We start from the raw sequence: 19,129 nt of genomic DNA, 5'->3' as shown, positions 1-19,129 counted from the left end.
TTTGCTTTTCAGTGGATACTCATTGTATTAGCTAAAATGATTCTTTTTCATTTTTATGACCTTTGTCGTATCAATAATTACAGAAAAATTCATTGTGATCGCTGTGGCTGTACTCAAGGCAACAGTAGGAGCCAAAATAGTAACGGAAGTAAAATGCTAACAGTTTTAATTTCTTGTCGAAGAATATAATAATAAAGATAAAATATTAGTAAATTATTAATTTGATTTTTTTATATAAACTTATAAAATTTCGGTAGTGATATTGATAATTATTTCCATTTGTAGTAAATTGTATTTTCTTTAATTTATCAAAGATAATCATGGAAGTTTTCAATAAGGAAATAACTATGCCAAGTAAAGACTATGGGTTAGTTGATAAAGTTTTTAACGAAAATTTTAAAGGAATGTATGTAGAAACAATAACAGTAAAAATAGCGCCTTCAGGTACTAAATATACTAATTCGGCAGGAGACGTTAGCAAATCTACTTTTGGACATGTATGGGTTGAATTTCAGGGTGAATCAATCGGATGGGGCTTGGGTGATAATAAGCAAGTAGGAGGAGTTGAGAACATAACTTTTAGAGATTCAATCGCATACGATAAATCAAAAATTTCCAGTGTTACATATCCAATATATTCAGAAAGTGTTGTTCATAATATGAGAAATTACATTTCTGATTTAAAAAATGGAAATTTCTATGATTTTAAGCCGAATTATAACCTCCTTACTAATAACTGTATAGATTTTGTAAACTCAATTCTTCGAGTTTCACATTATGATAATGATAAACATGGTATAGATTTCATTCAGGAATTACGAGGAATGAGTCCAAATGCCGTATTAGATAATCTTGAAGAAATTGTTGAAGATCAGAAAAGTACAGAGACACCACTTATTATTGATTTAACTGGCGATGGTATTATTACCATAGCGGAAAATGGTTCTATATATTTTGATCATGATAATGATGGTATTGTTGAAAGTTCAGGATGGATAGAAGCCAATAATGCATTTCTGGTATGGGATAAAAATGGAGATGGAAAAATAAATAACGGAAATGAGTTGTTTGGGAATAATTCTATATTAAAAAATGGAATCAAATCAGCAAATGGGTTTGCTGCATTAGCAGATCTTGACGATAATTTTGATGGTATTTTTAATCAAAATGATAGTCTATGGAATTCATTAGAGTTATGGATTGATGCCAATAAAGATGGTATAACTGATAATGGAGAGTTGTATAAATTAAGTGAATCAGGAATCTCTGCTATAAATCTTACCTATAAAGAAAATGGATTCAAGGATATAAATGGTAATATTCATGGGCTTGAAAGCTCAGTACTCTGGAATAATGGGGATACGACTAAGATAGTGGATGTGTTTTTTGCTGTGGATAAAAACATACAGATGGCGTCACTAAATTCAAATATTGACATAATAGGGATAAATAATACTTTTAGCGAGATTATATTATGAGTAATTTTTTTGTAAAAAATAAGAAATATTTTCTCTACTCACTATTCTTTTTTTCTTTTATTGTTCAGAGTTCAGATATTAACATACAAGATATCCCATCGATTGTCTTCAATCATTCAGATGATTTTTTATCAGAATTCTCTATTCCAATGCCTAAAAATGAAGATGAATATCATGCGTTAATAGAGAAAGCAAATAGTGGTAATATAGATGCAAACTGGATGCTCGCTGTAATACAACAAACAGAAGGTTATCGTCAAGAAGCCAGTAAAAGATATAAGTTATCTATATCAAGAAATGATAAATATAAGTTAAGATCTATGGTTAATTTGGGATTTATTTTAGAGGATGAAAATAGATACTCAGATGCGAGAGCACTTTTCGAATTAGCTGGAGAAAGTGGATATTTTGAAGGCTATCGCACCATCGGAACCAATTATTTAAATGGGATTGGTGTAAATCAAGATTTTAATAAGGCCAAAGAGTATTTTAATAAAGGAAGCCAAATTGGATGTCATGAATGCACATTTCTTATTAATAATTGGAGTGATGTTATTAAGTTGAAAAAATCAGAATAGTGAATTTATATTTTGAGTTAATCTGTTAGTACTTAAGTGATGAGATCTTTTCAGGAATAAAAATTTGGGGAGGCGGGGTTCTTAAATATGGCGGCAGGCTCTGTTTGATGAATGAGACTTCATTAAAACAAATGATTAAATAAAAAATCAGTGCCTTGTCAACAAATTGAGCGGACAATTTGCCCGCTCTTGTTAAACTTAATACAGCCAGTCGCGTCCCATCCGGTCAGCAGCCATAATAGCGGCGTACACTTTTTCCGGTGTCACTTCAAAAGGCAGGTTGTGAATGGTTTCTTCCTCGGCACAACTGGCTTTCGCTACTGCCATCACTTTTTCTTTCAGTTTTTCACCATCTTTTACCCCAAGTTGATCCAGAGTAACCGGTAGTCCCATCTGTACACAGAAATCAAGGAAAGTGTCTAATTCTTCATTTGGGCTATTTTCCAGTATTAGTTGAACTAATATCCCAAAGGCGACTTTTTCGCCGTGGTACATGTGGTGGCATTCTTCTAATACGGTAAAGCCATTGTGTACGGAATGCGCGGCGGCTACTCCCGTATTTTCAAAGCCCAGGCCGCTTAAGTAAGTAATAGCTTCGATGACATTTTCCACCGCAGGTGTACTGACGCCCGCTTCAACAGCCAGTTTTGCTTTATAGCCCTCTTCTAACAAAGTTTCGTAACAGAGATGAGCAAGGGCTATTGCGGTACGGGATATCCCACCATCTGTCATTCGAGGTTTATGGCCGTCTCCACAAACACGGGCTTCGAAGTAAGTTGCCAGCGCGTCGCCAATTCCGGCAATCAGAAAACGGGTTGGGGCTTTAGCGATAAGGCTGGTATCGACTAGGACAATATCTGGGTTTGTTGGGAAAAACTGATAGTCTTCATATTTGCCATCATCACTGTAAATAACAGAGAGTGCGCTAGTTGGCGCGTTAGTGGAAGCAATAGTGGGAGCAATCAGAACAGGTAATCTGGATTCGTAAGCAACCGCTTTTGCAGTATCTTGTACTTTGCCTCCTCCGATACCAATAACGGCTTGGCATTCATGTTTTTTAAGAATGTCAGACAGGCGTTTAATCTCATTCCGGCTACATTCACCGCCAAAAACTTCAAAATGGCGAGTAATATCATGCTGTTCCAGGCTGTTATGAATAGTATCTCCCACCAATTTCATCGCGGAATTACCGATGATAACCAAAACGTGGTCGGCGATAGTTTTTGTATATTTACCAATATGGAGTAGGGCATCAGGTCCCTGAATATATTTGGAGGGGGATTGAATAATTTTCAACATAAGAATATTCCTTTTATGGAAACTCAATATCTGTTTGTCGCATCAATTTTCCTAACGAACAGGGAACAAAATGTGACAAACCGGTAAACTGTCTTTGGGTGAAAAAAGTACTTAAATTACTTAACAGGCTAACACCATCTATAAAAATTAATGGTTGGTTATGGATAAATAAAGTTGTTATACCCGTTTTATAGTAGGAAATGTGTGTTTTTTTGATCTATGCCCGGATCTTTGTACTGGAACAGGCCCTTCTTCTCCATTGGGCCTGGCTGCGTTTGGTGAAGTTAGCGCCATAATGACTGCCTACAAAATGGTCCTATTTTTTCAATTTTTTTCAACTTTTAAGCCATATGTCTTAAATTTCTCAAGCACAATTGCTATTTCCTCCGGGCTTAGAATAGGAACTGGATTTTGGATCGCCAGGGTCTGTAAATATAGATGAGCGAGCACTTCAACTTCATGCGCGAGCCACAGTGCTTTTTGTAGATTAACCTCGCAAACAATCATCCCATGATGCTGTAATAGAATGGCTTTTCTGTTTTTAAAACCATTAAATACATAGTCAGAAAGTTGTTTGGTGCCAAATGTTGCATAAGGTACACAGGGAATTGAATCTCCTCCCGCTGCTGCAATCATGTAATGAATGGCCGGGATTGGTTTATTTAAAATAGAAACCGCTGTGCAATGAATTGCATGATTATGGACAACGGCATTGGCATCGGGTCTGGCATGATAGACCGCCTGATGAAAGCGCCATTCACTCGAAGGGATCTTATTATCCTCAGGTTGACCGTTTTCATCTACATAAACAATATGTGTTTCAGTCAATTGTTCATAAGGGATTCCTGTCGGTGTAATTAACATTCCATTGTGATAGCGGACACTGACATTACCCGCTGTGCCTTGATTTAATCCTAATCGCGTCATTTCTAAGCATGTATTAATAATTTCACGAGATAATGTACTTCTTTTCATGATTATTTACCTTGTTTAAATTAGAAGTATGCTTTTATGTTAGTCAATGAAAAATAAATAAATGAAGTTTTCTATTTATTTTTGTTGTAATACTTTGTTGTTTTTAAATAAATATTTAATTTAATTTTTGTGATTAAGTTCAAATGTTTTCATCACTTTTTGTATTTTAAAGATATCTGTATTTGTTTTTTTATTCCGTATTTTTCATTTCTAACTCAAACGGTCATTTATTGGTTTTATTGACCGTTTTTTCATAAAAAAGATTATTCGGTCATCTTTATGACCGAATTAAATAAAAAAAATATAAACGGGCATGTGTAATGGATCTATTTTAGTGATGAGGTTCACAATTTAGTGGCATGAATAAATAAGTGTGATTGGGATCATTTTCTTATCTTATAGATAGCTAAAAATACGACTGATTATGGAAGACTTACAGTATCAACTGCGATAGATGAGGGTGCTATGGATAATATATCGATGCAATCAAGTATAACGCGGGATAATAAAAAAAACAGAGGTTATTTAATCCATTTTACTCTTTTATGTTCTCTGTTTTTTTTATGGGCTGTGGCAAATAACTTAAATGATATATTGTTGCCTCAATTTCAAAAAGCTTTTGTCTTAACAAATTTCCAAGCGGGATTAATTCAATCGGCATTTTATTTTGGTTATTTTATTATTCCTATTCCTGCTGGCATATTAATGAATAAGTTAAATTATAAAGCAGGGATAATTACTGGATTATTATTTTATGCTGTTGGTGCTGCCCTTTTTTGGCCTGCCGCAGAAGCGATGAGTTATACACTATTCTTGGTGGGGCTGTTTATTATCGCTGCGGGGTTAGGGTGCTTGGAAACAGCGGCTAACCCTTTCGTCACAGTATTAGGGCCTGAAAAAACCGGACATTTTCGTATTAATCTGGCACAAACATTTAACTCGTTTGGGGCAATTGTCGCCGTTATTTTTGGGCAAAGTTTAATTTTATCTGATGTCCCTCATTTCCCCCAAGAAACACTTGATAAAATGACTGTTGAACAACTTGATACTTATAATCACAGTCTCGTCTTAGCGGTACAGTCCCCTTATATGATTATCGCTGCTGCTGTTTTAATGATTGCATTTTTGATTTTATTTACTAAATTTCCAGTGATACAAAGTGATACGCACGATAATAACAGCCCATTCTTTGAGTCTTTAGGTCGCCTTATTAAAGTCAAGCATTGGCGCTGGGCAGTGTTAGCGCAATTTTGCTATGTCGGTGCGCAAACAGCTTGCTGGAGTTACCTGATTCGTTATGCTGTTGATGAAATTCCAAGTATGACTCCGGGATATGCCGCCAATTATCTGACAGCGACAATGGTGTTTTTCTTTATCGGTCGATCGACGGGTACTTGGTTAGTTAAGCGATTTTCTCCGGAAAAAGTATTAGCTTGTTATGCTTTGATCTCCATGATCCTTTGCGTTATTTCCGCGTTGGTGGGGGGATACATCGGCTTAATTGCATTGACCATTTGTAGTATGTTTATGTCTATTCAATACCCAACTATCTTTTCATTAGGAATTAAAGGATTAGGTCAGGATACCAAATATGGTTCTTCACTTATTGTAATGACGATTGTTGGAGGTGGCATTGTGACGCCTATTATGGGATTTGTCAGTGATGCGGTGGGCCACATTCCTACGGCTGAGCTTGTGCCTGCTTTCTGTTTTGTTGTGGTCTTTATTTTCGCAAAATTCCGAGCGAATGCGTTACCTGGTCATCCGTTTAATTAAGAAAGCAAATAACAACTTTATTTGTATGGAGGAAATCGCATGAGAAAGAATATGAATTTACCCAAGATTGGTATTCGCCCAGTTATTGATGGCCGCCGTATGGGAGTGCGTGAATCACTCGAAGAGCAAACCCTGAATATGGCAAAAGCGACAGCTAATTTATTAACTGGACATATTTACCATGCTTGTGGCACCCCTGTTGAATGCGTTATTGCAGATACATGTATTGCTGGTCTTGCTGAATCTGCGGCTTGTGATGAAAAATTCAGTGCATTAAATATTGGTCTGACAATTACCGTCACGCCGTGTTGGTGTTATGGCAGTGAAACATTAGACATGGAGCCAACAAGACCAAAAGCTATTTGGGGATTTAATGGGACGGAACGTCCAGGTGCAGTCTACCTTGCGGCAGCTTTAGCCGCCCACTCGCAAAAAGGTATCCCCGCTTTTTCTATATACGGACATGAAGTTCAAGATGCTGATGACACTCGTATTCCTGATGATGTCAAAGAAAAATTGCTACGATTTGCTCGTGCTGGATTAGCTGTTGCTAGTATGAAAGGAAAAACTTACCTTTCTATTGGCGGTGCATCAATGGGCATCGCAGGTTCAATTGTTGATCATGATTTTTTTGAATCTTGGCTTGGTATGAAAGTCCAATCTGTTGATATGACAGAATTACGCCGTCGTATTGATCAGCAAATATATGATGAAGAGGAACTTGAGATTGCTTTATCTTGGGCAGATAACTATTTCCAATATGGTGAAGATCTGAATGCTAAACAATATCACCGTTCACCAGAAAGTCGTCGTCAAGTTCTTCGCGAAAGTTTACTCATGGCTATTTGCATTCGCGACATGATGCAGGGAAACCCAAAACTGAAAGAAAAAGGGTATGGCGAAGAAGCACTCGGCTACAACGCGATTGTCGCGGGTTTTCAGGGGCAACGTCATTGGACAGATCAATATCCTAATGGTGATACCGCGGAAGCGATTTTAAATAGTTCATTTGACTGGAACGGCATCCGTCAACCCTTTACGGTCGCAACTGAGAATGACAGTCTAAATGGCGTTGCGATGTTATTTGGCCATATGCTAACAGGGACGGCACAGATTTTTGCTGACGTTCGAACTTTCTGGTCTCCAGAATCTGTCGAGCGTGTTACGGGCAAAAAACTCACGGGACAGGCTGAAAATGGGGTGATTCATCTGATTAATTCAGGCTCTGCGACGCTGGATGGAACTTGTTGCCAAAAAGACGCTCAAGGCTATCCTACGATGAAGCCTCATTGGGAAATTACCGCAGAGGAAGTGGATGCTTGTCTGGCTGCAACGCAATGGCGCCCGGCGCTTCATGAATATTTCAGAGGGGGTGGCTTCTCCTCCAAATTCTTAACAAAAGGCGGCGTTCCTTTCACCCTGAGTCGTGTCAATATTATTAAAGGTCTTGGCCCAGTCCTGCAAATCGCTGAGGGTTGGAGTGCGGAGTTGCCTAAAGATATCCATGACGTTCTGGATAAGCGGACAAATGAAACCTGGCCGACAACTTGGTTTGTTCCGCGTTTAACCGGTAGAGGCGCCTTTAAGGATGTGTACTCCGTTATGGCGAATTGGGGAGCTAATCATGGAGTGCTTTCTATTGGTCATGTTGGCGCTGATTTCATTACATTAGCTTCTATGCTCAGAATTCCAGTTTGTATGCATAACGTGGATGAGCAAGCCATTTATCGTCCTTCTGCATGGAGTGCGCACGGTATGGAGCCAGAGGGTTCAGATTACCGAGCCTGTCAAAACTATGGTCCTCTCTATAAGAAATAGTGGCTGCCGGCGGTATGAATTGTACCGCCTCTTATTCCATGACAGGAGAGCGTATGGTTCAAGATGTGGTTTTAGTTTTGGATTGTGGGGCCACCAATGTGCGGGCTATCGCGGTTGACTCTCAGGGTGATGTGATTGCAAAGGCGTCAACACCGAATACGAGTGAGCCTGATAAAACCAATCCTCATTGGTACATATGGTCGCTGGATGCCATTTTAGAGCGGTTGGCAGGTTGTTGTCGTGTGATTATCCCCCAATTATCGGGTTATAAGATACGTGCAATAACGGTGACGACTTTTGGTGTTGATGGAACATTGGTCGACGCAAAGGGTGGACTACTTTATCCAATAATTAGTTGGAAGTGTCCACGAACAATCCCTATTGTTGAAAATATTGAGCGTTACTTCTCCGCTGAGAAATTGCAAACGATATCCGGTGTCGGGCAATTTAATTTTAATACGCTTTATAAATTAATTTGGTTAAAGGAAAATCATCCTACTCTCTACGATAAAGCCCATGCATGGTTATTTATTTCTTCTTTAATTAATTATCGATTAACAGGAGTGATGTCAACTGATAGAACGATGGCCGGGACTAGTCAGTTGCTAAATATTCATAAGGAGCAGTTTAGTGGGGATATTTTAGATGCGATTTCTATTTCAGAGACTTTATTTCCTGAACTAATTGCTGCCGGTGAACAAATTGGTACTTTGACATCAGAGATAGCTAAAAAATTTCGCTTGCCTGCGGGAATTCCAGTGATTTCTTCTGGACATGATACGCAATTTGCTTTATTTGGCTCAGGTGCGGGTTTGAATCAACCTGTTTTATCTTCCGGCACTTGGGAAATTCTGATGGTACGTACTTCTCATGTGAATACCCATATCTTGCCTCATTATACTGGCTCTACATGTGAATTGGATGCAAGAAAAGGGGTCTTTAATCCAGGATTACAATGGTTGGCTTCTGGAATACTTGAATGGATCAGACAGCTTTTTTGGCAAGGAATTTCTCCTTCGGATGCTTATTTTCAAATGATCCATGAAGCTTTATCTGTTCCTCCCGGCGCTAATAACTTAAGAATGAATTGTCGTTTATTAACCTCCGAGGCGGGATGGTGTGGAATAACGTTAAATACTGAGCGACGTCATTTTTATCGTGCCGCATTAGAAGCATTGGGATATCAATTAAAACAAAACCTATCTCTGTTGGAAAAAATCAGCGGATTTCATACTAAGGAGTTGATATTAGTGGGCGGCGGTAGCCGAAATTATCTTTGGAATCAAATAAAAGCAGATATTTTAAACCTACCTATAAAAGTCGTTAATGAATCTGAGACGACGGTATTAGGCGCTTCTTTCTTTGCTTGGTTTGGTATCGGTTGCTATGAATCGTCAGAAAAGGCTCGTGAGCAGTTTTCTTATCGCTATGAACTGTATACACCTGGTGAGCACCAAGAAGCTTATCATTCATTAGCTAAAAGTTTTATATAGGAATAGGTCATCTTCCGTTAAAGACAATTGTCCTATTTATTTCTTCTCGCCATCTCTTTTAAACATGCCGGTTAAAGTAGGAAATGGTAACGTTTTTGCTATCATCGTCACAGAGAAAACGGCTAAATGTGGAAATATATTGCTAAACAAGGCGTGGTTTTCTAATGCTGATATTGGGCAGAATCATCCTATTCTGTCCCAATATCAAAGGGATTCCTTTATGAGAAATGAACGTCATCAAAAAATCATGGATCTTCTCCATCACCATGAATCGTTAACAACCACTGAACTTTCCGTAGTTTTGCAAGTAAGTAAAGAGACAATACGCCGAGATTTGCGATTTCTCCAAGAGCATGGTCATCTTCTTCGTCTGCATGGGAGAGCAAAAAGTTTAAACAGGGAAACACAGGATAATGGTGATCCTTTTAACATGCGGGTTAAAAGCCATTTTTCGAGTAAATCACTTATTGCTCAGCAAGCTGTGACTTGGATAAACGAAGGAATGATAATCGCACTTGATGCAAGTTCAACATGTTGGTATCTGGCAAAGCAACTTCCTGATATTAATATTACTATTTTTACCAATAGCATTCGTATTTGTCATGAATTATCAAAGAAGAAAAATATTCAATTAATCAGTTCAGGGGGAGTGCTGCATCGTAAATATGCTTGTTATATTAGTTCATCACTTATTACACAATTGAAAAATCTAGAGATCGATCTATTTATTTTTTCCTGTGATGGCATTGATGCGAATGGTGATTTATGGGATTCGAATATTGATAATGCGGAATTTAAAGAGATTCTTATAAAACGAGCATTACAATCAATTTTGCTAATTGATAAGAGTAAAATTAACCGAAAAAGCGAAATTAGAATAGGAAATCGTAGTAATATCACTGACATAATATCGAATTATTAGGGCAAGGTGGCAGGCTATTACCTTGTCCAATCTCTTAATCAGGCGATCTGATTAAGAGACAGGTATTTGTCGGGCGTATAAAAATCAGCGTACTTGAATATAGGTACTATTAGTTTGATAGTTAAAGAAATATTTGAGGATTAGGTTCAATAAAATGCCGTAAGCGGGTAGGAAAAAGAGTAAGCAGATTAATAGCTTAAAGCAGTAATCGACTAACCCAATCTCGATCCAGTTAGCAGCCATAAAAGCATCGGTACTGCGATAGAAGGCGATAGAGAAAAAGGCAAGGGTGTCAAGTAAGTTGCCGAAGAACATCGCTGCTGCGGGAGCGACCCACCAATTACGTCTCCGGCGTAGACGATTGAAGACGTATACATCCAGTATCTGCCCAAGGAAGTAAGCCATAAAGCTGGCGCAGGCAATACGGGCAACAAACAGATTGAATTCAAGCAGCGCGGTAAACTCTTGCCACACGCCTTGGAAAAATAGGGCAGAAATCATATAAGAGATCAGCAATGCGGGGAGCATAACGGTGGTAATGATTCGCCTTGCCAGTGGGGCGCCGTAGATACGAACCGTCAAATCAGTTGCAAGAAAAATAAATGGAAAAGTAAAGGCTCCCCAGGTGGTATGAAAACCGAAAATAGAGACGGGGAGTTGCACCAGATAATTACTGGAAATAATAATTAGAATATGAAATAGCGAAAGCCAAATTAAAGTGGTAGTGCGCTGTTGTGTAATTGTAGTTGATAAAAACATTATTGTACCTTTTTGGAACATGGGGTGAGGGAACCCAATCAAATATCTGCCGTTTTAACTGACGACGCCTCACATGATACGTCGGTTGTACACAAATTCAAAATGCCTGTATGTAAAGTTAATTTTTGCTAGCTTTTTTATAATATAATCCAGTTTCATAGATTGCCTGAAATTGTAGAGATAAGTTATGCCCGATGTGTTTATTAATCCAGACAAGACCCTTGATACACAGGGGCTTCGCTGTCCTGAGCCAGTGATGATGGTACGGAAAACCGTGCGTCATATGGAAGCAGGGCAGATGTTATTAATTCTTGCTGATGATCCGGCAACTACGCGTGATATTCCCAGTTTCTGCCGTTTTATGGAGCACCAATTGGTTGCGCAAGAAACGGAACAAATGCCTTATCGCTATCTGGTGCGGAAAAAAGAGAGCCAACTCTGAATATAGCAGCCAAGTTGAGAAATGAACGCTTTTGTTTTTTACCATGCCTTCGAACGTCAATGGGCTTTCACCACTGAATTCATCCTGCTAATGGTACAGGATATGAGCCGGAAATAAGACTCATATCCTTATAATAGCTAGGCAATTTTCGTTATTTCAGCTTAATCCTTAATAACCTTACCGCGTTTGCCGTCACAAGAGCGGTTGCGCCGGAATCCGCCAGTACTGCCATCCACAAGCCTGTAATACCCAATAGGCTGGTGATAAGGAAGATACCTTTTAGTCCCAAGGCAATAGCTATGTTTTGGCGGATATTATTATGCGTTGCGCGGGAAAGGGTGATGATTTCCGACAAACCTGTCAGACGGTTGTGAGTCAATGCCGCATCTGCGGTTTCCAGAGCGACATCAGTACCGCTTCCCATCGCTACTCCGATACTGGAAGCTTTCATTGCGGGAGCGTCATTGATGCCGTCGCCGACCATCATTGTGTTGTGATCTTTATTCAATGCAATGACCGCTTTGACTTTATCTTCCGGCATTAGCCCGGCGCGGAAATCTATTCCTAATTGACCTGCAATTGCCGTTGCTGCACGTGGGTTATCCCCCGTCAACATCACTGATTTAATCCCTTGATCTTTTAGTAAACGGATAGCATCAATTGCATCTTGACGTAACGTATCTTGCATTGCGATAAGGCCAGTAAATTGTTCATCATGCATCACGGCAACAACGGTTTTACCGCAATCTTCTAACTGAACAATTTTTTGTTTCCAATGATCAGATAACGTGTTTTCTGGCAGTTTTCCGGGCGCACTGACGAGAATTCGCTTACCGTCTAATTGACCTTCAACACCAATCCCCGCCAACGCTTTACGCTGTTCAGCTTCGGTAATATTAACCTGTTTACTTTCTGCATATTGCAAAATGGCTTTAGCCAGTGGGTGGTGAGAGCCGCTTTCTACAGCGGAAGCCAAAGTTAATAACTGAGATTCGCTGATGTTTTCTACTGGTTGTACATTTGTGACTTGTGGTTTACCGGCGGTCAGCGTACCGGTTTTATCAAAAGCGATTGTGGTGATTAGTCCCAATTGCTCCAGCGCCGCACCGCCTTTAATCAAGGCACCTCGGCGGGTTGCGGCTGCAAGGGCAGAGGTAATTGCGGCGGGTGTGGAAATCACCAAAGCACAAGGGCAACCGATCAGTAGTAAAGTCAGACCACGGTAGATCCATGTTTCCCAAGGTTGGCTGAATACAGTCGGTGGAATAATGATAACCAGCGCAGAGAACAGCATAATCAGCGGAGTGTAAATCCGGCTAAAACGGTCAATGAAGCGCTCAATCGGTGCGCGGCGTTCTTCGGCTTCTTCAATCAGTTGCAGAATACGGTCAATGGCATTGTTGCCCTGTTCGGACAGCACTTTCATTTGGACGGCACGATCCACGGACAAACAACCTGCCGGAACTTTCTCGCCCTGCATTCGTTCAACCGGAATAGATTCGCCTGTCAGCGCGCTTTCATCAAAGCTGGCGAATGAATTGAGTAATTCTGCGTCAGTGGGTAAACGTCCGCCGGGAGCAATCTCAATAATATCGCCGGGACGAAGGTCTGAAACTGGGACAGTTCTTTTCTCACCATTTTTTACCAGTAATGCTTCTTCGGGCACCAATGCCATCAATGCACTAACCCCTCGACGAGCACGGCCGGCAGCATAAGCTTCCAACATTTCACCAAGCATAAACAGTAGCAATACCATTGCCGCTTCAGCGGTGGCGTCGATAAACAGCGCACCGATGGCGGCAACACTCATCAATGTTTCAATGGCGAATGGCGTGCCTGATCGTATGAGCTGCCAGGCTTTGGTAACAATAGGCACCAATCCAATCACGGTGGTGATAATAAAGGCAATACGGCCAAATGAGGGATTGATGTGAGAGATTCCCCAACTTATCAGCATCATCAGTGAAAGAGTGATGATCGGGGCAAATTCTTTCCAGAGGCTGCTTTTTGCTGCTTTCTGACTTGAATCGGAATTGCGTAGAGAAAATCCAGCCTGATTAACGGCTTGAATAACTGCCGAACGGATATCTGTGTCCGCATCCACGACTAGTTTTTCTGTGGCGAATAGAACCTTGGCTTGTTTCACTTCTGGAATTTTGCTGACCGCGGTTTCAATTTTGCGGGCGCAGCTTGGACAATCCATACCATTAACAACCCAACTGAAACGTTGGCTTGCCAAAAGCTCAGGTGCTTGTGTCTCTTGTGTATCATGGGAATGGTTATGCTTATGTGAGCAATCCTTACCATGTTCATGATTATGTAAATGCTCACTAACTTTTTTAGCCTGATCTGAACAAGCGGTAGTCGCACAGCAGCTTCCATGCTGGTGGTTATGTTGATGAGCACTATTTTTGTTTGAATTTGAGTACATGGACTCCCCCTGAACAGAGTTAACTCAAAGATAATGAGCAAACTCTACACTTTGGAGCCTACTCTAGAGTCAAACAAAAAAAGAAAATAAATTGGTAAATTGTGCGACTGAGTACGGCTGTTCATTTTCAATATAATTTTTCTCTTAAAGATAAAGGGAACGAATAATTAGAAAATGACCGATAAAATAACAGGTTGCTACAATCGCCTTAGAAGATTTGAATTGGAGGCGGTAATTGTTGATCAGCCAGAAACTGTGTGACAGTAACAACAAGATAGTGCCTGCTAACAGAGAGAAACCATACGCTGTATTAAGGGAGAAGTATTGTTCACCTGCCATCCACACCATTATCAGGAGCATAACGACTGAGGCGACAACCAGCCAGCGCATCTCCTCCAGTTTATTCCAAATGACCAGCAGAATAATGGAACCCAGAACCAGTAAAATTAATGGCAACGGGAAGAAGAAACTGAAATTCATCTGCAATACAAAGCTTATCGTGTAGAGCAGATAACAGAGGAATAATGTGCTTAGAGAGAATAGTGAATACTTACTGGGGAGCATACGCAGAGCATCTGATATTAAAGCAGTCAATAACCCAAGACAGATTAAATAGCCTGAAATATGCAGCTCAGGTGCTTGCCATGCCCACAATAACAACAATAGCAAAGTGATTGGCCTAAATAGCCACCTTTGCCAGTTTGGACCACGGTAAGCTGCGTCAACATACAACCAACCAGAAAAAAATACTGCGATAAATGGCCAGCTCATCTTCGTTCCTTAAATAAGTGATGGATAAGGGGTCTGCTCTCTTACTATCAAAATATATACTGAAATAATGATGATTGGTTTAAGTATCTGTGCGGAAATAGGCAGTGAATTAAAAAATGGTTTATCTGTTTGAGATAGATGGCGACAGTTTTTGGACTCATACCGGAAAGGGGAATGAAATGAATCATTCCTCACATAATTGTATATACTTTCCGGGTGTTGTGGGGCTGTGACCACTATTTGAGGTGATGGCTTTTACTCTTTCCGTTGTTTTTTCTGCATTGACAGTAGCTCAAAGACACCAAAAAAGAAGATTTTGGTTTGCATCAGGCTGGAGAGTTTTTGCTCTTTTGGCTGACTGGCTTTCAGAAGCAGCATTTGAAATGCATGCATGACCACCATGAAAATCATGGCGACATCCATAAAATACTTCAATGGTTTTGGAAATGGATGGATCAGGTTAAAGATCAGAAATCCCCAAACGCAGATCATTAACAGTTTGCCCAATTGAATAAACATCAGTGTTACTCCAAGGTAATCATTATGCAGGTAAATAACGGATATAGAGCCGGTATGCGACTTGTCCGGCGACTTTTTCACGATGAAGTTGCCAGTTAACAGGCACATCAATCGCCGTTGATTCAGATTCAGATTCAACATAAATCCAGCTCTCATCTGCCAGCCAATTTTGCTCTTCCAACAATTTTATGGTTTCGCTAAGCATTCCTTTACGAAAAGGAGGATCAAGGAAAACGACATCGTAGGGTTTTCCTGATTGAGATAAATAGGTTAATGCACTGTCGTTAATGACCTTGGCATTTTGGGCACTGAGCAAATCCAAATTCGTGGAAAGCTGTTTGGCTATATTACGTTCATATTCAATCAGGGTAACTTGTGCTGCATAACGAGAAAGTGCCTCTAATCCAAGTGCTCCGCTTCCTGCATAGCAATCTAAGCAGTGTGCTTCCTGAATAACCGGGGCTAGCCAGTTAAATAGCGTTTCTCTGACGCGATCTGTCGTTGGACGTAATCCGGGGCTATCCGGTACAGGTAATTTCCGGCCTCGCCATTTTCCGCCAATAATACGGATTTGTCCCATCGATTGCCGTTGTGATTTCTTTGCCATAATTTGAGTAACAATTGTTAAGACTTACAGGCATTAATTTACCATGAAATTCATTATTGATATGTGTTGAGCTATTACGAAAATGTTAGACTGACTCTAATTTCGTTATTATTCCTTGTTGTAACGCCATGATTTAACCTTGAGGAGTGCAGTGGCTAATGGCAAAAGAGAAAAAAAGAGGCTTTTTCTCCTGGTTCGGGCGTGGCCGTCAGGAAGAGCAGCAAAAAGAAGAACAATTGGCGGCGGAGCAGGCAGAACAGCAGCGTGTTGCTGAGGAAGCTGCACGGTTGGCGGCAGAGCAGGCAGAACAACAGCGTGTTGCAGAGGAAGCTGCAAGGTTGGCGGCGGAGCAGGCAGAACAACAGCGTTTAGCTGAGGAAGCTGCAAGGTTGGCGGCAGAGCAGGCAGAACAACAGCGTGTTGCTGAGGAAGCTGCAAGGTTAGCGGCGGAGCAGGCAGAACAGCAGCGTGTTGCCGAGGAAGCCGCAAGGTTGGCGGCAGAGCAGGCAGAACAACAGCGTTTAGCTGAGGAAGCTGCAAGGTTGGCGGAGGAGCAGGCAGAACAGCAACGTGTTGCAGAGGAAGCTGCAAGATTGGTAGAGGAGCAGATACAAACTGAACAGCCAAAGCCGGTTATATTAAAAGAGCAAGAGCGCCCGACTAAAGAGGGCTTTTTCTCTCGTTTGAAACGCAGTTTGGTTAAAACTCGTCAGAATCTAGGGTCCGGTTTTCTTAGCCTATTCAGTGGTAAAAAGATTGATGATGATCTGTTTGATGAATTGGAAGAGCAGTTATTAATTGCCGATGTTGGTGTTGATACTACCCGTAAAATCATTAGCAGTTTGACAGAGCATGCCAGCCGTAAAGAGCTAAAAGATGCAGAAGCCTTGTATGCCAAACTAAAAGAAGAGATGTCTGATATTCTGACTAAAGTGAATCAGCCCTTGGACATTGAAGGAAAAACACCGTATGTCATTCTGATGGTTGGTGTTAATGGTGTGGGAAAAACCACGACAATTGGTAAATTGGCTCGTCAATTTCAGGCACAAGGTAAATCTGTCATGCTGGCAGCCGGGGATACTTTCCGTGCAGCCGCTGTTGAACAGCTACAGGTGTGGGGGGAACGTAACCATATTCCGGTGGTAGCGCAACATACAGGCGCAGATCCTGCTTCCGTAATTTTCGATGCTATTCAGTCAGCTAAAGCTAAAGGTGTAGATGTACTCATTGCAGATACCGCCGGTCGTTTGCAAAATAAATCTCACCTGATGGAAGAATTGAAGAAGATTGTCCGGGTGATGAAAAAACTGGACGAAAATGCTCCACATGAAATTATGCTGACATTGGATGCCAGTACCGGTCAGAATGCGATAAGTCAGGCTAAACTGTTCCATGAAGCTGTTGGATTGACAGGTATCTCATTGACAAAATTGGATGGTACTGCCAAAGGTGGGGTAATTTTCGCCATTGCTGATCAGTTTGAAATTCCTATCCGTTATATTGGGGTTGGTGAAGGAATTGAAGATCTACGGCCATTTAAGGCAGACGACTTTATAGAGGCACTTTTTGCCCGAGAGGATTAATTACCTATGATTCGCTTTGAACAGGTCAGTAAAGCTTATCTGGGGGGACGGCAAGCCCTGCAAGGGGTGGATTTTCATTTGCGTCCTGCGGAAATGGCATTTCTAATCGGTCACTCAGGGGCAGGTAAAAGTACCTTGCTGAAACTCATCTGTGGCATCGAGCGACCTAGCGCCGGGCATATCTGGTTTGCCGGTCATGATATCAGTCGGTTAAAAAGCCGTGAGGTACCTTTTCTGCGTCGTCAGATTGGTATGATTTTCCAGGATCATCATCTGCTGCTGGATCGGACGGTATACGATAATGTGGCAATGCCGCTGATTATTTCAGGCGCCAGTTCGGAAGATATCCGTCGTCGGACTTCTGCGGCTCTGGATAAGGTGGGTCTGCTGGACAAAGCGAAAAATTTCCCAATTCAGCTTTCAGGGGGAGAACAACAACGTGTCGGCATTGCTCGTGCGGTTGTGAATAAGCCGACAGTTTTGTTGGCGGATGAACCTACCGGTAATCTGGATGGTGAGTTGTCAGAGGGGATTTTGCGACTGTTTGAAGAATTTAATCGGGTAGGGGTGACAGTGCTGATGGCGACCCATGATATGACACTGATTGAAAGACGGAAATATCGTATTCTGACTCTAAGCCAGGGCCGTATGGCGGGAGAGCATCATGGTTAAAAATGTGCGTAAGGCTGCGGGGAAAGTAACAAGATCGAAAAGTAAAGTTTTACGAGGAGGATGGCGTGAGCAGTGGCGTTATGCTTGGATGAATACGCTGACAGATATGTCACGTCAGCCGTTGGCAACTTTGTTGACCATGATGGTGATTGCGATCTCCCTGACATTACCAAGTGTTTGTTACATTGTATGGAAGAATGTCAGCCAGGCTGCGGAAAAATGGTATCCTACCCCTCAACTGACGGTCTATCTCGATAAGTCACTCGATGATAGCGGCGCTCAGAAATTAATAACTGAGCTGAAAGCACTTGATGGTGTGGATAATGTCAACTATCTCTCGCGTCAGGAAGCCATGACAGAATTCCGCGCCTGGTCTGGTTTTGGTAACGCGCTGGATATGTTGGAAGAGAATCCGTTGCCTGCGGTGGCTATTATCACACCGAAAATCGATTTTCAGAGTTCACAGACGTTAACCACGCTGCGTGACAGAGTTTCTCAGGTTAAAGGTATTGAAGAAGTTCGGATGGATGATAGCTGGTTTGCTCGTCTGGCAGCGCTGACAGGTCTTATCGGTCAGATTGCGACAGTGATCGGTATTCTGATGATCGTTGCGTTGTTTTTGGTCATTGGTAATAGTGTGCGTCTCACTATTTTCAGTCATCGTGATACGATTAACGTGATGAAGCTTATTGGTGCGACGGATGGCTTTATTTTGCGCCCGTTCCTCAATGGTGGTGTTTTGTTGGGGGCTTTGGGGGCAATTTTATCGTTAATTTTGTCTGCCCTGTTGGTGTGGAAGCTTTCTGATGTTGTCACCCAGGTTGCCAGCGTGTTTGGCACGACATTTAATTTACATGGGCTTTCATGGGATGAGTCCCTGCTGCTGGTTTTGCTCTCCGCGATGATTGGTTGGGCCGCTGCCTGGTTGGCGACAACTCAGCATTTGCGCCATTTTACGCCAGAATAAAACGGTAATCTTTTCAACAGGCTGATCGATATCAGCCTG

Annotated in this window: 17 protein-coding genes; 10 read left to right on the top strand and 7 right to left on the bottom strand. The window is 41.2% G+C overall.

Annotation, left to right across the window (positions count from 1 at the left end; all coding sequences use genetic code 11):
- The first annotated feature begins 347 nt into the window (after window positions 1–347).
- Together EAE93_RS19065 and EAE93_RS19060 are read left to right on the top strand one after the other, a co-directional pair.
- On the top strand, window positions 348–1,478 hold the full coding sequence (locus EAE93_RS19065; protein WP_250151100.1) for a hypothetical protein: 1,131 nt from the start codon (window positions 348–350) through the stop codon (window positions 1,476–1,478).
- Entirely contained in the window at window positions 1,475–2,056 is a 582-nt protein-coding gene (locus EAE93_RS19060; RefSeq protein ID WP_110091346.1) for a tetratricopeptide repeat protein, read from the top strand. Before EAE93_RS19065 ends, EAE93_RS19060 begins: the two co-directional genes overlap by 4 nt.
- Before the next feature lie 198 nt (window positions 2,057–2,254).
- On the opposite strand, the gene EAE93_RS19055 is transcribed toward EAE93_RS19060, so the two are convergent.
- Together EAE93_RS19055 and fucA are read right to left on the bottom strand one after the other, a co-directional pair.
- Complete coding sequence (locus tag EAE93_RS19055) at window positions 2,255–3,355, bottom strand: glycerol dehydrogenase (protein WP_214040324.1); 1,101 nt, start codon at window positions 3,353–3,355, stop codon at window positions 2,255–2,257.
- 324 nt (window positions 3,356–3,679) lie between these two features.
- Entirely contained in the window at window positions 3,680–4,330 is a 651-nt protein-coding gene (fucA, locus tag EAE93_RS19050; protein WP_110087207.1) for an L-fuculose-phosphate aldolase, read from the bottom strand.
- A gap of 465 nt (window positions 4,331–4,795) precedes the next feature.
- Here fucA and fucP point away from each other — a divergent pair, with 465 nt between their 5' ends.
- From fucP to fucR, 4 genes are all read left to right on the top strand, one after another.
- Window positions 4,796–6,106 (top strand): L-fucose:H+ symporter permease, encoded by a 1,311-nt coding sequence (fucP, locus tag EAE93_RS19045; RefSeq protein ID WP_214040323.1) that lies wholly within the window; start codon window positions 4,796–4,798, stop codon window positions 6,104–6,106.
- A gap of 39 nt (window positions 6,107–6,145) precedes the next feature.
- On the top strand, window positions 6,146–7,924 hold the full coding sequence (gene fucI, locus EAE93_RS19040) for an L-fucose isomerase (protein WP_214040322.1): 1,779 nt from the start codon (window positions 6,146–6,148) through the stop codon (window positions 7,922–7,924).
- A 53-nt stretch (window positions 7,925–7,977) separates the two neighbouring features.
- Entirely contained in the window at window positions 7,978–9,417 is a 1,440-nt protein-coding gene (gene fucK / locus EAE93_RS19035; RefSeq protein WP_214040321.1) for an L-fuculokinase, read from the top strand.
- 220 nt (window positions 9,418–9,637) lie between these two features.
- Complete coding sequence (gene fucR, locus EAE93_RS19030; RefSeq protein ID WP_105398389.1) at window positions 9,638–10,339, top strand: L-fucose operon activator; 702 nt, start codon at window positions 9,638–9,640, stop codon at window positions 10,337–10,339.
- Window positions 10,340–10,423: 84 nt separating this feature from the next.
- On the opposite strand, the gene EAE93_RS19025 is transcribed toward fucR, so the two are convergent.
- On the bottom strand, window positions 10,424–11,098 hold the full coding sequence (locus tag EAE93_RS19025) for a 7-cyano-7-deazaguanine/7-aminomethyl-7-deazaguanine transporter (protein WP_214040320.1): 675 nt from the start codon (window positions 11,096–11,098) through the stop codon (window positions 10,424–10,426).
- Between the two features lie 187 nt (window positions 11,099–11,285).
- Between EAE93_RS19025 and tusA the strand changes: the two genes are divergently transcribed.
- Window positions 11,286–11,540, top strand: coding sequence for a sulfurtransferase TusA (gene tusA, locus EAE93_RS19020; protein WP_065391681.1), 255 nt, complete (start codon window positions 11,286–11,288; stop codon window positions 11,538–11,540).
- A 151-nt stretch (window positions 11,541–11,691) separates the two neighbouring features.
- Here tusA and EAE93_RS19015 read toward each other — a convergent pair whose 3' ends face one another.
- The 4 genes from EAE93_RS19015 to rsmD all read right to left on the bottom strand — a co-directional run bounded on the left by EAE93_RS19015 (window position 11,692) and on the right by rsmD (window position 15,868).
- Entirely contained in the window at window positions 11,692–13,971 is a 2,280-nt protein-coding gene (locus EAE93_RS19015; RefSeq protein ID WP_214040319.1) for a zinc/cadmium/mercury/lead-transporting ATPase, read from the bottom strand.
- Window positions 13,972–14,115: 144 nt separating this feature from the next.
- Window positions 14,116–14,742, bottom strand: coding sequence for a lysoplasmalogenase (locus EAE93_RS19010; protein WP_036809370.1), 627 nt, complete (start codon window positions 14,740–14,742; stop codon window positions 14,116–14,118).
- Window positions 14,743–14,997: 255 nt separating this feature from the next.
- Window positions 14,998–15,261, bottom strand: coding sequence for a DUF1145 family protein (locus tag EAE93_RS19005; RefSeq protein WP_036809366.1), 264 nt, complete (start codon window positions 15,259–15,261; stop codon window positions 14,998–15,000).
- 22 nt (window positions 15,262–15,283) lie between these two features.
- Complete coding sequence (gene rsmD / locus EAE93_RS19000) at window positions 15,284–15,868, bottom strand: 16S rRNA (guanine(966)-N(2))-methyltransferase (RefSeq protein ID WP_214040318.1); 585 nt, start codon at window positions 15,866–15,868, stop codon at window positions 15,284–15,286.
- Window positions 15,869–16,026: 158 nt separating this feature from the next.
- On the opposite strand from rsmD, the gene ftsY reads away from it, so the two are divergent.
- Genes ftsY through ftsX form a run of 3 tightly spaced genes read left to right on the top strand, consistent with a single transcriptional unit; the run spans window position 16,027 to window position 19,090 of the window.
- Window positions 16,027–17,451 carry a signal recognition particle-docking protein FtsY gene (gene ftsY, locus EAE93_RS18995; protein ID WP_036809361.1) on the top strand — a complete coding sequence of 475 codons (1,425 nt, stop codon included), beginning with the start codon at window positions 16,027–16,029 and terminating at the stop codon, window positions 17,449–17,451.
- A gap of 6 nt (window positions 17,452–17,457) precedes the next feature.
- Window positions 17,458–18,123 (top strand): cell division ATP-binding protein FtsE, encoded by a 666-nt coding sequence (gene ftsE / locus EAE93_RS18990; protein WP_036809359.1) that lies wholly within the window; start codon window positions 17,458–17,460, stop codon window positions 18,121–18,123.
- On the top strand, window positions 18,116–19,090 hold the full coding sequence (ftsX, locus tag EAE93_RS18985; protein ID WP_036809356.1) for a permease-like cell division protein FtsX: 975 nt from the start codon (window positions 18,116–18,118) through the stop codon (window positions 19,088–19,090). Before ftsE ends, ftsX begins: the two co-directional genes overlap by 8 nt.
- The last annotated feature ends 39 nt before the right edge of the window (window positions 19,091–19,129 follow it).

It is taken from the genome of Photorhabdus akhurstii (genome assembly GCF_018448925.1).
Taxonomy (GTDB): Bacteria; Pseudomonadota; Gammaproteobacteria; order Enterobacterales; family Enterobacteriaceae; genus Photorhabdus; species Photorhabdus akhurstii.
This window is presented reverse-complemented; position numbering and strand designations above follow the sequence as displayed.

Bases quoted from the DNA above. Each gene is read 5' to 3' on its own strand.
- fucP (WP_214040323.1), top strand. From the start codon at position 4,796: ATGGATAATATATCGATGCAATCAAGTATAACGCGGGATAATAAAAAA.
- fucR (WP_105398389.1), top strand. From the start codon at position 9,638: ATGAGAAATGAACGTCATCAAAAAATCATGGATCTTCTCCATCACCAT.
- EAE93_RS19060 (WP_110091346.1), top strand. From the start codon at position 1,475: ATGAGTAATTTTTTTGTAAAAAATAAGAAATATTTTCTCTACTCACTA.
- fucA (WP_110087207.1), bottom strand. From the start codon at position 4,330: ATGAAAAGAAGTACATTATCTCGTGAAATTATTAATACATGCTTAGAA.
- EAE93_RS19005 (WP_036809366.1), bottom strand. From the start codon at position 15,261: ATGTTTATTCAATTGGGCAAACTGTTAATGATCTGCGTTTGGGGATTT.
- rsmD (WP_214040318.1), bottom strand. From the start codon at position 15,868: ATGGCAAAGAAATCACAACGGCAATCGATGGGACAAATCCGTATTATT.
- fucI (WP_214040322.1), top strand. From the start codon at position 6,146: ATGAGAAAGAATATGAATTTACCCAAGATTGGTATTCGCCCAGTTATT.
- EAE93_RS19065 (WP_250151100.1), top strand. From the start codon at position 348: ATGCCAAGTAAAGACTATGGGTTAGTTGATAAAGTTTTTAACGAAAAT.
- EAE93_RS19010 (WP_036809370.1), bottom strand. From the start codon at position 14,742: ATGAGCTGGCCATTTATCGCAGTATTTTTTTCTGGTTGGTTGTATGTT.
- EAE93_RS19055 (WP_214040324.1), bottom strand. From the start codon at position 3,355: ATGTTGAAAATTATTCAATCCCCCTCCAAATATATTCAGGGACCTGAT.
- ftsX (WP_036809356.1), top strand. From the start codon at position 18,116: ATGGTTAAAAATGTGCGTAAGGCTGCGGGGAAAGTAACAAGATCGAAA.
- fucK (WP_214040321.1), top strand. From the start codon at position 7,978: ATGGTTCAAGATGTGGTTTTAGTTTTGGATTGTGGGGCCACCAATGTG.
- ftsY (WP_036809361.1), top strand. From the start codon at position 16,027: ATGGCAAAAGAGAAAAAAAGAGGCTTTTTCTCCTGGTTCGGGCGTGGC.
- EAE93_RS19025 (WP_214040320.1), bottom strand. From the start codon at position 11,098: ATGTTTTTATCAACTACAATTACACAACAGCGCACTACCACTTTAATT.
- EAE93_RS19015 (WP_214040319.1), bottom strand. From the start codon at position 13,971: ATGTACTCAAATTCAAACAAAAATAGTGCTCATCAACATAACCACCAG.
- ftsE (WP_036809359.1), top strand. From the start codon at position 17,458: ATGATTCGCTTTGAACAGGTCAGTAAAGCTTATCTGGGGGGACGGCAA.
- tusA (WP_065391681.1), top strand. From the start codon at position 11,286: ATGCCCGATGTGTTTATTAATCCAGACAAGACCCTTGATACACAGGGG.